Origin of the sequence: Roseovarius faecimaris, assembly GCF_009762325.1 — a bacterium.
Classification (GTDB): domain Bacteria; phylum Pseudomonadota; class Alphaproteobacteria; order Rhodobacterales; family Rhodobacteraceae; genus Roseovarius; species Roseovarius faecimaris.
Genome location: NZ_CP034348.1, coordinates 853748 through 867626, shown reverse-complemented (window position 1 = coordinate 867626; position 13879 = coordinate 853748). Strand labels below are relative to the sequence as shown.

Here is a 13879-nt window from a genome sequence, read left to right as displayed (position 1 = left end):
TGGGCTTGTTCTCCTGCTCCGGGGTCCAGCAAACACTATCGGGCTCTGTCTGCCAACCCCCGCGGCCGTGTTTGATGCGCCATGTGCCTCACACTTTCCAGAACACGAAGAGGCCCCAGGCGATGGATATCCCCAGCGGGGCCCAGACCGGCTGACCGAAGAGGCCGAGCCAGGCTAGGAAAATGTAAGCGGTGCCCAGAAGCGTGATGAACAGCCGGTCGCCCAGGGTGGTGGTGAGGCCAAAGACGCCGCGCCGCTCCACCCCGTCGCGGTAGCGGGTGATTTCCAGTGTGGCGATCAGCGCCATCGCGCCGAAGATACCGCAGAAAAGCGCGAAGGTGACCGGCGTCCAGGCCATCCAGAAGCTGGGCCAGAGCGGGGCTGTCCAGCTGAAGCTTTCCTCTTTCGGGGCGCTGACGCTGTTCCAGTTGGCCAGTGCGGCGGTGGGCAGAAGCAGAAGGGCGGCAAGCAGCAGACGCATCACACCCTCCCCAGGGCAAAGCCCTTGGCGATATAGTTGCGCACGAAATAGATCACGATGGCGCCGGGGATGATGGTCAGTGTTCCGGCGGCGGCCAGCAGGCCCAGCTCGTAGCCCGCAGAGGACGCCGTCTTGGTCATGGTCGCGGCGATGGGTTTGGCGGCCACGGCGGTCAGGGTCTTGGCCAAGAGAAGCTCCACCCAGGAGAACATGAAGCAGAAGAACGCCGCCACACCCACGCCCGCCTTGATCGATGGCAGGAAGATCGTCACGAAAAAGCGCGGGAAGGAATAGCCGTCGACATAGGCGGTCTCATCCAGCTCTTTCGGCACGCCACGCATGAAGCCTTCGAGGATCCAGACCGCGAGCGGGATGTTGAAGAGGCAATGGGCCAGCGCCACGGCAAGATGCGTGTCAAAGAGGCCAACGGAGGAATAAAGCTGAAAGAAGGGCAGCGCGAAGACCGCCGCCGGGGCCATACGGTTGGTCAGCAGCCAGAAGAACAGCTGCTTGTCGCCCAGAAACCTGTAACGCGAGAAGGCATAGGCCGCAGGCAGTGCCACGCAGATCGAAATGACCGTGTTGAGCGAGACATAGATGATCGAGTTGATATAGCCCCAGTACCAGGTCGGATCGGTGAAGATGGTCCGGTAATTGTCGAAGGTGATCTCTTCGGGGAAGAGGCTGAAGCCGGCGAGGATATCGTTGGTCGTCTTGAAGCTCATCGCGACGAGCCAGTAGATCGGCAGCATCAGGAAGAGGATATAGAGGATGGGGATGAGGGCGCGTTTTCTCATTGCGGGTCATCCTTTGTCATCAGGGTGTAGAAGAGCCAGCTGACCAGCAGCGTGATGGCAAAATAAATCAGGCTCATCGCCGCCGCCGGACCGAGGTCGAACTGACCAAGGGCGATCTTCACAAGGTCGATGGAAAGCAGGGTCGTGGAGTTGCCGGGCCCGCCGCCGGTCAGCACGAAAGGTTCGGTATAGATGTTGAAACTGTCCATGAAGCGCAGAAGGATGGCGATGGTCAGCACCGTCTTCATCTTGGGCAGCTGGATATAGCGGAACACCTTCCAGGGGCTGGCCCCGTCGATCTTGGCGGCCTGATAATAGGCGTCGGGAATGGACACGAGCCCCGCATAGGCCAAGAGCACGACAAGCGAGGTCCAGTGCCAGACATCCATGACGATGATGGTGATCCAGGCCGCGAGCGGGTCCTGTGTCATGTCATAGTTGATGCCCAGCACATCGTTCATGAAATAGCCCAGCAGGCCGATCTTGGGCAGGGCGAAGATGTTCCACATCGCGCCCACCACGTTCCACGGGATCAGCATGGGCAGCGCCATGAGAACGAGGCAGACCGGCACCCAGAACCCTTTGCGCGGCATGGAAAGGGCGATGATGATACCAAGCGGCACCTCAATGGCGAGGATCAGGAAGGTGAAGAGGAACTGACGGCCCAAAGCGGCCTGAAACCGGTCGGAGCGCAAAATCTGTTCGAACCAGTCGAGCCCCTGCCAGAAGAAGACGTTGTTGCCGAAGGTTTCCTGCACCGAGTAGTTGACCACGGTCATGATCGGCACGAGCGCGTTGAACGCCACCAGCAAGAGCACCGGCAGAACGAAGAACCAGGCCTTTTGATATTCGGTTTTCATGTGTCCACCTCCGTGGCAATCCACCCGTCACGATAGGCACGGGTCTGATCGGGTCGGAAGGCAAGATGCACAGCTTCCCCCTGCGGCGGCAGAGCGCCGGAGGTGATGGCCTTGACGGGTGTGTCGCCCACCATCGCCTCGACCACCGCGTGACGGCCCACATCCGACACCTTGCGCACCGTGGCGGGCAGACCGGTGTCGGCAAGGCTGACATATTCCGGCCGGATGCCCACGCGCAGATCACCGCCCTGCCCGCTCAGTTTGCCTTCGAGCGCGAGCTTGTGGCCTTCGAACAGGACCGCGCCGCCCTGCTCCACGGCGGGCAGCACGTTCATGCCGGGCGAGCCGATGAAATGGCCCACGAAGGTGTGTTGCGGGCGCTCGAACAGCTCGACCGGTGTGCCGATCTGGACGATCTCGCCTTCCTGCATCACCACCACCTGATCAGCGAAGGTCAGCGCCTCGGTCTGGTCATGGGTCACATAGATCATTGTGGCGCGCACGCGCTGGTGCAGCTCTTTCAGCTTGGAGCGCAGTTTCCATTTCAGGTGTGGGTCGATCACGGTCAGCGGCTCATCGAACATCACCACATTGACGTCATCGCGCACGAGGCCGCGGCCCATGGAAATCTTCTGTTTGTTGTCAGGCGACAGATGTGCTGCACGGGTGTCGAGCATCTCCTCGACCTCAAGCATGGCGGCGATCTCGGCCACGCGCTGCGCCACCCGCCCCTCGTCCACGCCGCGATTGCGCAGCGGAAAGGCGAGATTGTCGCGTACGGTCATGGTGTCGTAGATCACCGGGAACTGGAACACCTGCGCGATGTTGCGCTGATCGGGAGGCAGGTCGGTCACGTCGCGCCCATCAAAGAGGATCCGGCCCTCGGACGGGTGCAGAAGCCCCGAGATGATGTTGAGCAGCGTGGACTTGCCACAGCCCGAGGGGCCAAGCAGCGCATAGGCGCCGCCATCTTCCCAGTCGAGGTCGATCATCTTGAGCGCGTAATCCTCGGCCCCCTTGGGATTGGGCAGGTAGGAGTGGCGCAGTTCGGAGAGGGTGATCTTTGCCATTATTGAACCAGGCTCCCATCGGGTCCGAAGTAGAAGGCCTTGTCGACATCCATGTAGAATTGGTGATCTTCGCCCACCTCATAGGGATGCACGCCATGGGCCAGCGACACCCAGGCCACATCGCCCATCTGGAAATGCGCGCTGGATTCGGAGCCCGACAGCTCGGTCACGAGCACGGTGCCCTGCATCGACACATCCGCCTCGGTCGTGGCGTATGGCGTTACGTGGTGCGGGCGGATGGCGACGGTATAGACCCCGTCGGGCAGGTTGGCGGGCGCGCCGCGCATGTCCCAGCTGACGCCGGATTTGAGCCGGGCGGTCGTGCCTGTCTTGACGATTTCGGCGGCATTGATCGGCGGGTCGGAAAACACGCGTGCCGCCGTCAGGTTGGCGGGCTGGCGGTAGATCTCGGCGGTGGGGCCGAATTGCGTCACATGGCCGTCTTCCATGAGCGCGGTCTTGCCGCCCAGCAAAAGCGCCTCCTCGGGCTCGGAAGTGGCATAGACCACGACGGCCCCGCGGCCTGCAAAAAGCTCGGGCAATTGCTCGCGCAGCTCTTCGCGCAGCTTGTAGTCGAGATTGGCCAGAGGTTCGTCCAGAAACACCGCGCGGCTTTCCTTGGCAATGGCGCGGGCGAGAGCGCAGCGTTGCTGCTGACCGCCCGAAAGCTCCTGCGGGCGGCGGTTCAGCATGGGGCGCAATTGCAGGATGTCGGCGGCCTCCTCGACGCGGCCCTGAATTTCGGATTTGGGCATGCCCGCCACCTTGAGCGGCGAGGCGATATTGTCGAACACGGTCATGTGCGGGTAGTTCACGAAGAACTGGTGCACGAGGGAAATGTTGCGCTTTTGCGTCGACAGGCGCGACACGTCCTCGCCATCCATGAGGATCTGGCCCGAGGCCAGCGGATCGAGTCCGGCCATCAGCTTGATCAGCGAGGTCTTGCCCGAGCCGGTCTGACCCAGGAGCACATTGAAATGGCCTGTCTCCAACGTCAGCGACGTGGGTTTGATATGGGTGATCCCACGGATCGTCTTGGTGGCCTGGATGAGCTCGATTGTCATGGGTCGTATCTTTACCGAACGGCAGGTGGGGTGAAACCCCACCCTACATATGCAGGGTGAGGTTCAGGTCTTGCTTGGTGGTTGAGCGTGGGCTTATTGCGCCCAGCGCGCCACCAGTTCGTCGTAGTTGACGGTCTCGCCCTGGGGCTTCTCGTTGTCGAGCTTGGCCTTGGGCGCACCGGGCTGGCTCAGCCAGTAGTCCGGGTCACGCTCTTCGTTCAGGCGCGGGCCGCAGCCGCCATAGACATTGGCGCCTTCGTCAGCGGCCTGCATCCGGGCCATGGTGATGTCCATCTCCTCGGCGAGGCGGTCCATTGCCTCTTGCGGGGTGAAGGCCCCGGAGTTCACATCACCGATTTGCTGCCACCAGATTTGCGCGAGCTTGGGATAGTCCGGCACGTTGATGCCGGTGGGCGACCAGCGCACACGGTCGGGCGAGCGGTAGAACTCCACCAGACCGCCCAGCTTGGGCGCGCGTTCGGTGAAGCTTTCGTGGTTGACCGTGCTGTCGCGGATGAAGGTGAGACCCACATGGGATTTCTTCACGTCCACGGTCTTGGAGGTGACGAACTGTGCATAGAGCCAGGCGGCCTGGGCGCGATCCGAGGGCGTGGATTTCAGGAAGGTCCAGGAGCCCACGTCCTGATAGCCCACCTTCTGGCCTTCGGTCCAGTAGGGGCCGTGCGGGCTGGGCGCCATGCGCCAGAGCGGCATGCCATCGGCATCCACGGTGTTGTTGCCTTCGGATTGCGGCTTCACCATGTCGGCGGTGAAGGCGGTGTACCAGAAGATCTGTTGCGCGACGTTGCCCTGGCTGAGCGCCGGGAGCGACTGATAGAAGTCATAGCTTGCCGCACCCGGAGGGGCGTAGTTGCGCAGCCATTCGTCCCATTTGCGGATCGCATAGACCGCCGCCGGACCATTGGCCGCCCCGCCACGAGACACCGAGGCCCCGGTCGGGTTGCAGGTGCCTGCTTCCATGCGGATGCCCCATTCGTCCACGGGCACGCCGTTGGGCTCGCCCACGTCGCCGGCCCCGGCCATCGACAGCCAGGCATCGGTCATGCGCCAGCCAAGGTCGGGCGCGCGTTTGCCATAGTCCATGTGGCCGTAAATGCGCGTGCCGTCGATTTCCTGCACGTCGTTGGTGAAGAACTCGGCGATATCCTCATAGGCAGACCAGTTGACCGGCACGCCCAGCTCATAGCCGTATTTCTCTTTGAACCGCGCCTTCAGGTCGGGGTTGTCGAACCAGTCCTTGCGGAACCAGTAGAGGTTGGCGAACTGCTGATCGGGCAGCTGATAGAGGTTGCCATCGGGCCCGGTGGTGAACTGGATGCCCATGAAGTCGCCAAGATCCAGCGTGGGCGATGTGGTCGCGGCCCAATCGCCTGCCATCTGCTCGGTCAGGTTATAGGCGAGCTGCAGGCGCGAATGGGTGCCGATCAGGTCACTGTCGTTGACATAGCCATCATAGAGATTGCGCTGGGTCTGCATCTGGGTCTGCACCGCCTGGACCACTTCGCCCTCGCCGAGGATCTGGTGGTTGACCTTGATGCCGGTGATTTCCTCGAACGCCTTGGTCAGCACTTCCGACTCGTAGCCGTGGGTCGGAATCCCCTCGGACAGAACGTTGATCTCCATGCCCTTGAACGGCTCGGCGGCTTGGATGAACCATTCCATTTCCGCCATCTGCTCATCCTTGCTGAGCGTGGATGGCTGAAACTCCTGATCAATCCATTTTTGGGCTGCTGCCGCATCGGCAAAAGCAGGCCCTGACCCCGCAACGACGGCAATGGCCGCGGCTGCGGAGAGCAGATACTTGCGCATCTTCACTCCTCCCATTTATCTACCAAGAGCCGGTCTGGTGCCGACTGGCCCAAGGTTAGGCATGTTGCCGGAACTCTGTCAAACTAATTCATTAGTAGATATGTGAGCGGGCCGCCGACGCGCCGATTGCGGCGCCGGGCGGGGGCTTTGGCCTTGCCCGGGCGGCCTGTTTTCGGGATAGCTTGGCCAAGGCCCGACCGGGGCCGCCCTGCATGGGAGAAGAACGGGCATGCGCATTCTTGTTGCCGGGTTTCAGCACGAGACCAACACCTTTGGCGCCACCCGCGCCGGCCTGCCCGAGTTCGAGATGGCCGACAGTTGGCCGGGCATGCTGCGCGGGGCGCAGGTGCATGACGGGCTCAGAGGGGCAAATCTGCCGCTGGCGGGGTTTCTTGCCGCGGCGGAGGGCCAGGCCGAGATCGTGCCCGTGGTCTGGTGCGCGGCGGAGCCGTCGGCCCATGTGACGGATGAGGCCTATGAGACGATCACCGGCATGATCCTTGACGCGTTGCGCCGGGAGCGCGGCCTCGATGGCGTCTATCTCGATCTGCACGGGGCGATGGTGACGCAAAGCCACGCCGATGGAGAGGGCGAGCTTTTGCGCCGGATCCGCGAGGTGGTCGGCCCGGATATGCCGGTTGTGATCAGTCTTGACTTGCATGCCAATGTGACGGCGGGGATGGTGCGCCATGCCTCGGCGATGACCATGTTCCGCACCTATCCGCATCTCGATATGGCCGCGACCGGTGCGCGGGCCTTTCCGGTGCTGCGGCATCTGGTGCAGGGCGGGCAGGTTTTCGCGGCGCACCGCCCCCTGCCCTATCTGTTGCCGCTGGTGGCGCAACATACCTGGTCACCGCCCATGCAAGGGCTTTACGCGCGGGCGATCGCGGTCGGGCCAGCGCCGCACGCCTGGGCCGAGATTGCCGCCGGGTTCACTGCCGCCGACATTGCCGAGATGGGGCCGAGCGTTCTGGCCTATGGGCCGAGCCAGGCTCAGGCGGATGCGACGGCGGATGCGCTTTACGCGGCCTGCCTTGAGGCGGAGGCGGAATTTGACGGTGGCCTGCTGGACCCGGACGAGGCCGTGGCCGAGGCGATGCGGCGGAGCGCGGGCGCGGAGGCCCCGGTGATCCTGGCCGATGTGCAGGACAATGCGGGCGCAGGGGCCAGTTCGGACACGACCGGGCTGTTATGCGCCCTGGTCGAGGGCGGGGCACAAGGCGCGATACTGGGCATGCTGTGCGATGCGGAGATGGCCGCACGGGCGCATGCCGGGGGTGTGGGCGCGGTGCTGGACGGGGCGCTTGGCGGCAGGGCGGGAACGGACCCGTATGAGGGGCGCTTTGTCGTCGAGGCGCTGAGCGACGGGCGCTTTGCCTTCACCGGCGAGATGTATGCCGGCTGCGTGGCCGAGATCGGCCCCTGCGCGGTACTGCGGGTGGATGACCCGCGCTGCGATCTGCGGGTCGTGGTCACGACGCTGCGCTGTCAGTGCCTCGATCTGGCATGCTTTACCCATCTCGGGCTGGACCCGTCCAGCGCCCGGCTGGTCGCGGTGAAAAGCACCGTGCATTACCGGGCGGATTTCGAACCCATCGCCTCAGGCATCGTCAATGTCGCCGCGCCGGGCCTCTTTCCCTGTCGGTTGGAGACGATCCCCTATGAGCGCCTGCGCAAGGGGGTGCGGATCACGCCGATGGGGCCGGTGCGTTAGCTGTCGCCCAGCGCCTTGATCGCCGCCAGCGCCTGTGCCACTTCGCCGATGGTGTTGTAATGGCACATGGAAATGCGGATGCAGTCGCTGAGGCCGAGCGGGGTGAGCACGTTGCCGCTGTAATGGTCGGCCTTGCGCGTATGGGTGCGGATCCCCTGGTTGTTCAGCGCCGTCACCACATCGGGCGAGGCCATGCCGTGGACCACGATTGACACCAGCCCCTCGCGCGCGGGGTTGTCCTCGCCCGCCAGCACGGTCACATGCTCCATGTCCCGCAGACCGGGCAGGTTGCCGGTGCCGTTGATCATGGCGCTGGTCAGATAGGTCTCATAGGCGTGAATGGCGCGGCCCGCCGCGACGATGCGCGCCCTGCGGTCGGTTTCGTCCGAGACTTCCCCCCCCAGCCAGTCGAAATAGTCGACCACGTCCGACATGGTGGCATAGGCGCCCGTATCACGCGTGCCGAACTCCCACCCCGTGGCGGGCGCGTCGATCAGCATGTCATGCGGCAGCGCCGTCAGCCGGTCGGAAATCCAAGCCAGGCCATAGCCGTGGCGGGAAAACACCTTGTAGGGCGAGATCGCGTAGCCATCCACGTTGTAGCTGTCGATATCCATCTGGCCATGCGCGGCGTGCTGGATGCCGTCGACGATGATATAAGCCTCGGGTGCGACCGCGCGGATCGCCTTGGAAATGGCGGCCACATCCATGCCCATGCCGGTCACGGGCGAGGCATGCAGGATCGTGGCCACGGCCACATCAGGTGTCATGAGCGCGGCGTAATCCTCTGCCGTCACCATGCCGGTTGCATTGTCATGCGGGACGTTCACATAATCCAGCCCCGCGATGTCAGCCCAGCGCCGCGCGGCCGAGCGGGAGGCCGGGTGTTCGATGGAGGACCCGATGACCTTGGCCCCTTTCGGCGCGTTCACACAGGCCGTGCGGATCAGGCGAAACAGCAGCTCCGTCCCGCTTTCGCCGCAGAAGAACTGACCCGAGGAGGCGTTCATGAGCACCGCCATATCCGCCTTGGCCCGGTTGATCGTATCCACCAGCGCATGCGCCGCGGGGTTGTCGCGCCCCTGATTGTCAGGAATGGCAGCATAGATGGCTGAGGTGTCCACCACCTGCTTGAGCGTCAGCGCGCCACCGGCATTTTCAAAGAAGATGCGCGGGCCCTGGAACGGGCAGGCATCGACATGCGCGAAACGGCTGCGGATGGCGTCGATCAGGGCGGGATTGTCTTGGATCATGGGGCGCGTCCTTCGGCTCTTTTGCGGATGAGGCCAGAATGTCCCCCCCTGTCAAGCCGCCGAATGCGCCAGATGATCTGAAAGCGACATGATATGGGGTTTTCAGGCCAACACACACTCGCGGGATTTGCTTGGATAGGAAGGCCATGCCCGAAACCCGTCTGACCCTGATCGTGACCCCGCATTTCAACATCGCCGCCACGATGGGGTTTCTGGACCCGTTCCGGGCGGCGAATTATCTGGCGGGCCGGTCGCTGTTCCGGTGGGCGCTTTTTTCCGAAGCGGGCGGGGCCTGCCCGGCCAGCAACGGAACCGCCGTTATGACGCAGCCGCTCGGCATGGTGGATTCCGGGCGGAGCGATATGCTCGTTCTTTCGTCAAGCTGGACGCCGGAGGCCTATGCCAGCAAGGCGCTGCTGGGCGTGGTGCGGCGGGCGGCGCGCAGCGGCGCGATGCTCTGCGGGATCGACACGGGCGCCTTTCTTCTGGCGCAGGCGGGGGTGCTGGACGGGCACCGGGCCACCTGTCACTACGAACATATCGACGCCTTTGCCGAGACCTATCCCGATGTGGAACTGCACGAGGATCTGATGGTGTTCGACCGCCAGCGCGCCACTTGTTGCGGCGGCTCGGCGGCGGTGGATTTCGGGCTGATCCTGCTGGGACGGATGCAGGGCGACGGGCTGGCCAATGATGCGGCGAAATACCTGTGTCACGCGCATATCCGAAGCCCGGGCATGCGACAGGCCGACCCACAGGCCGAACCGATCGGCGCGCGGGCGCCCGAGGTGCTGCGTCGGGTGATCGCGATCATGGAGCGCCACCTGGAAAGCCCGCTCACCCTGCCGGAGCTCTGCCGGAAAGCGCAGGTGTCGCAGCGGCATCTGGACCGGCTGTTCCGCGCGCATGTGCAGGCCAGCCCGGCGCAATATTACCGCGATATCCGCCTCGACCGGGCGCGCGGACTGGTGACGCAAACCGAGATGAGCATGGCCGAGGTGGCGCAGGCCGCGGGCTTTGCCCGGCAGGACCATTTCGCGCGCGCCTACAAGGCGCGATTCGGGCTGCCCCCCAGCCGCGACCGGGTCGAGGGACGGGTGCCCTTCGAGTTCCGCGCCTGGCCGATGTATCGCGGCGCCGGACGCGGGTGATGGCGAGTATAGGCAAAATCATGGCGAATTTTGCATAGAGCCAAGGACGATCCCGCCGGATCATATCGTATCCGGCATATGCCGGGCGTGATCCAGTAGGGAGAGGATGGATGACCCAATTGCCCACCCCGTCCGAGTTTGCCGCCATTCGGCGCGGCTATTCGCCCGACAGCGGCAAGTCGCAATCGCTGCATGCGGATGCCTATACGCAAGCGCAGTGGTTCGCCGCCGATCAACAGCTGATCCTGGCGAAAAGCTGGCAATGGGTGTGCCATGTGGAAAAGCTGCGCGCGCCCGGCTCTTATGTGACCATCGACATCGCCGGTCGCCCGATTGCGGTGGTGCGTGACCGCGACGGCGTGCTGCGTGCCTTCTACAATGTCTGCAAGCACCGCGCCCATGAGCTTCTGCGCGGCGAGGGTGAAACAACCCGGATCATGTGCCCCTATCATGCCTGGGTTTACAAGCTGGACGGGCAGCTTGTCCGCGCCCCGGAAACGGAACATCTGGAGGAGTTCAATACCGGCGAGATCTGCCTCGACCAGGTGCGGGTCGAGGAGTTTGCCGGGTTTGTCTATGTCAACCTCGACCCGGAGGCCGCGCCGCTGCGCGAACAATCGGGCGATCTGGAAACCGAGATCCGCCACTGGGCCCCGGATATCGACCAGCTGACCTTTGGGCACCGGCTGACCTATGACATCCGCTCGAACTGGAAGAATGTCGTGGATAACTTCCTGGAGTGTTACCACTGCCCGACCGCGCATAAGGATTTCTGCGATCTGGTGGACATGGACACCTACAAGGTGACGACCTACGGGATTTACTCGAGCCATATGGCGGATGCGGGCAAGGGGGCGAACTCGGCCTATGATGTGTCGAATGCGACGGTGCGCACCCATGCGGTCTGGTGGCTGTGGCCCACGACCTGCCTGATGCGCTATCCGGGGCGCTCGTCGATGATCGTGCTCAATATCATCCCGGTGGGGCCGGACCGGACACTGGAAACCTATGACTTTTTCCTCGAAACACCCGAACCTGATCCGATGGAGCTGGATGCGATCCGCTATCTCGACGAGGTGCTGCAGGTGGAGGATATCAGCCTGGTGGAAAGCGTGCAGCGCGGGATGAACACGCCTGCTTTCAGCCAGGGACGTATTGTGAACGACCCGACCGGTTCAGGAAAGTCGGAACATGCGGTGCATCATTTCCACGGTCTGGTTCTGGATGCCTATGCCGACGGAGCCGGGGCATGAGAAAATTCGTACGAATTTTCTTGGGTGATTTTTTTCGTACGAAAAAAATGAGCGCGCCAAGATGAACCGTCCGAATATCGTGGTCATTATGGCCGATCAGCTCGCCCCGCAGTTCACCGGGGCCTATGGTCATGCGGTGGCCAAAACCCCGCATCTCGACGCATTGGCCGCACGCGGCATGCGATTTGATGCCGCCTATTGCAATTCGCCGCTTTGCGCACCGTCGCGCTTTGCCTTCATGTCGGGCCAGCTGATCAGCCGGATCGCGGCCTATGACAATGCGTCGGAGTTTCGCGCCTCGGTGCCGACCTTCGCGCATTACCTTACCTCTCTGGGCTATCGCACTGGGTTGTCAGGGAAAATGCATTTCGTCGGGCCGGATCAGAAACACGGATTTCAGGACCGGGTCACCACCGATATCTACCCGGCCGATTTCGCCTGGACCCCGGATTGGGAAGCCCATGACGAACGGATCGACAAATGGTATCACAACATGCAGACGGTCAAGGAAAGCGGCGTGGCTGTCGCCACCTTTCAGACCGATTACGATGACGAGGTCGGTTTTGCCGCGCGGCGCTGGCTGATCGACCGGGGGCGCGACCGGGCGGCAGGCGATGAGCGGCCCTTTGCGCTGGTGGCGAGTTTCATTCATCCGCATGACCCTTATGTGGCCAAGCCGGAATGGTGGGATCTTTACTCGGATGACGAGATCGACCTGCCCGAACATGTCATTGCGCCCGAGGATCAGGACCCGTTTTCGCGCCGCCTGATGGACGGGATCGAAGCCTCCTATGTGCCATTGACCGAGGAAGAGACCCGCCGCGCCCGTCGTGCGTATTTGGCCAATGTCAGCTATTTCGACAGCAAGATCGCGGCCTTGGTGCACGCTCTTGATCAGATGGGTGAGCTGGAGAACACCGTCGTGATCGTCACCGCCGATCATGGGGATATGCTGGGCGAGCGCGGGCTGTGGTACAAGATGAACTTCTTCGAACACTCGGCGCGCGTGCCCCTGGTGATGGCGGGCCCCGGCGTGGCACGGGGTGTGGCGGGCAATGCCTGTTCACTGGTGGATCTGCTGCCGACATTCCTGGAGATCGCAGGCGGTGACGCGACCATGCTGGGAGAGCCCATCGACGGGCGGTCACTGATGCCTCTGGCGCGCGGCGAGGCGGATCCGGTGGACGAGGCCATCGGCGAATATTGCGCCGAGATGACCCCGGCCCCGGTGCTGATGATCCGGCGGGGAGATCTGAAATACATCCATTGCGACGGCGATCCGCCGCAGCTGTATGATCTGGGCACCGACCCGGGCGAGCGGCGCAATATGGCGGGCGATCCGGCCTATGCCGCGCGCGCGGGCGCTTTTGCGGCGGAGGTCGCGGAGCGCTGGGACAGTCGCCGCCTGCGCGCCGACGTGATGGCCACGCAGAAATCACGCCGGGCGCTGCATGCGGCGATGGAGGCGGGGGCGGGCGAGGCCTGGGATTACAACCCGCCGAGCGATGCCAGCCAGCAATATGTGCGCAACCATATGGACTGGACCGTGGCCGCGGCGCGCTACAGGTTCCCGCCACTGACGCAGGAGGACGAGGCATGAGGCTGAAGGGCAAGGTGGCGCTGGTCACCGGGGGGCGCGGCGGGATCGGGCGGGCGATCTGTGCGCGGTTCGAGCGCGAGGGGGCCGCGGTCTATGCCGCCGATCTGAACGAAGGCGGATCGCTTGCCGCACCTGACGGCGCGGCGCGCTTTGTGCGGCTCGATGTGGCCGACGAGGGCGAGGTGAAGGCGGCGATGGCGCAGGTGGAGGCGGATCAGGGGCGGCTCGACGTGCTGGTGAATGCGGCCGGAATAGAGATCGAGAAGACCATCGAGGACACCACGCTGGAGGAATGGAACCGGTCCTTTGCGGTCAATGTCACCGGTACGTTCCTGACCTCGAAACATGCCCTACCCCTGATGCGGAAGGCGGCGGCGGTCGGCCCGTCGGCGTCGATCATCAATTTCGGGTCCTATGACGGGTTCATCGCCGATCCGGGCCTTGCCGTCTACTGCGCCACCAAGGGGGCGGTGCATGCGCTGACCCGGGCGATGGCCTGCGATCACGGCCCCGAGGGCATTCGGGTCAATGCGATCTGTCCGGGTTATATCGATACGCCGATGTTGCAGAGCTTCTTCAAAGGGGAAGGCTCGGGCGGGGGCGGGCAGACGATTGACCAGTTGCAGCAGGCGGTGCGCGATGTGCATCCCCTGCGGACCTATGGCACGCCTGACGATATCGCCAATCTTGTGACCTGGCTGGCCAGCGACGAGGCGCGATATGCCAGCGGGCAGCTTTGGGTGCTCGACGGGGGGCTGAGCGCGCAGGTGCAGCAGATGCGGCTCTAAGCGAGGGCTGGCGTA

At 63.6% G+C, this 13879-nt stretch carries 12 protein-coding genes; 5 read left to right on the top strand and 7 right to left on the bottom strand.

Annotated features, from left to right (window positions below):
- Window positions 1-88: 88 nt before the first annotated feature.
- The 6 genes from EI983_RS04580 to EI983_RS04555 all read right to left on the bottom strand — a co-directional run bounded on the left by EI983_RS04580 (window position 89) and on the right by EI983_RS04555 (window position 6102).
- On the bottom strand, window positions 89-481 hold the full coding sequence (locus tag EI983_RS04580) for a DUF2160 domain-containing protein (protein ID WP_157706223.1): 393 nt from the start codon (window positions 479-481) through the stop codon (window positions 89-91).
- On the bottom strand, window positions 481-1278 hold the full coding sequence (locus tag EI983_RS04575; RefSeq protein ID WP_157706222.1) for a carbohydrate ABC transporter permease: 798 nt from the start codon (window positions 1276-1278) through the stop codon (window positions 481-483). Before EI983_RS04575 ends, EI983_RS04580 begins: the two co-directional genes overlap by 1 nt.
- Entirely contained in the window at window positions 1275-2138 is an 864-nt protein-coding gene (locus tag EI983_RS04570; RefSeq protein ID WP_157706221.1) for a carbohydrate ABC transporter permease, read from the bottom strand. Before EI983_RS04570 ends, EI983_RS04575 begins: the two co-directional genes overlap by 4 nt.
- Window positions 2135-3208, bottom strand: coding sequence for an ABC transporter ATP-binding protein (locus EI983_RS04565; protein WP_157706220.1), 1074 nt, complete (start codon window positions 3206-3208; stop codon window positions 2135-2137). Before EI983_RS04565 ends, EI983_RS04570 begins: the two co-directional genes overlap by 4 nt.
- Complete coding sequence (locus EI983_RS04560; RefSeq protein WP_157706219.1) at window positions 3208-4272, bottom strand: ABC transporter ATP-binding protein; 1065 nt, start codon at window positions 4270-4272, stop codon at window positions 3208-3210. Before EI983_RS04560 ends, EI983_RS04565 begins: the two co-directional genes overlap by 1 nt.
- Before the next feature lie 93 nt (window positions 4273-4365).
- On the bottom strand, window positions 4366-6102 hold the full coding sequence (locus EI983_RS04555) for an ABC transporter substrate-binding protein (protein ID WP_157706218.1): 1737 nt from the start codon (window positions 6100-6102) through the stop codon (window positions 4366-4368).
- 229 nt (window positions 6103-6331) lie between these two features.
- Here EI983_RS04555 and EI983_RS04550 point away from each other — a divergent pair, with 229 nt between their 5' ends.
- Complete coding sequence (locus tag EI983_RS04550; RefSeq protein ID WP_157706217.1) at window positions 6332-7819, top strand: M81 family metallopeptidase; 1488 nt, start codon at window positions 6332-6334, stop codon at window positions 7817-7819.
- Here EI983_RS04550 and EI983_RS04545 read toward each other — a convergent pair.
- Window positions 7816-9072, bottom strand: coding sequence for an aminotransferase class V-fold PLP-dependent enzyme (locus EI983_RS04545; RefSeq protein WP_157706216.1), 1257 nt, complete (start codon window positions 9070-9072; stop codon window positions 7816-7818). The two genes, EI983_RS04550 and EI983_RS04545, sit on opposite strands and share 4 nt — an antisense overlap.
- A gap of 146 nt (window positions 9073-9218) precedes the next feature.
- Here EI983_RS04545 and EI983_RS04540 point away from each other — a divergent pair, with 146 nt between their 5' ends.
- The 4 genes from EI983_RS04540 (at window position 9219) to EI983_RS04525 (ending at window position 13864) form a co-directional block, all read left to right on the top strand.
- Window positions 9219-10223 (top strand): GlxA family transcriptional regulator, encoded by a 1005-nt coding sequence (locus EI983_RS04540; protein ID WP_157706215.1) that lies wholly within the window; start codon window positions 9219-9221, stop codon window positions 10221-10223.
- A 110-nt stretch (window positions 10224-10333) separates the two neighbouring features.
- Window positions 10334-11476, top strand: a complete 1143-nt coding sequence (locus EI983_RS04535; protein WP_157706214.1) for an aromatic ring-hydroxylating oxygenase subunit alpha — start codon at window positions 10334-10336, stop codon at window positions 11474-11476.
- A 61-nt stretch (window positions 11477-11537) separates the two neighbouring features.
- A complete protein-coding gene (gene betC / locus EI983_RS04530) occupies window positions 11538-13076 on the top strand; it encodes a choline-sulfatase (protein WP_157706213.1) in 1539 nt (512 codons plus the stop codon).
- On the top strand, window positions 13073-13864 hold the full coding sequence (locus EI983_RS04525) for an SDR family NAD(P)-dependent oxidoreductase (protein ID WP_157706212.1): 792 nt from the start codon (window positions 13073-13075) through the stop codon (window positions 13862-13864). The genes betC and EI983_RS04525 overlap by 4 nt, the downstream gene beginning before the upstream one ends.
- The last annotated feature ends 15 nt before the right edge of the window (window positions 13865-13879 follow it).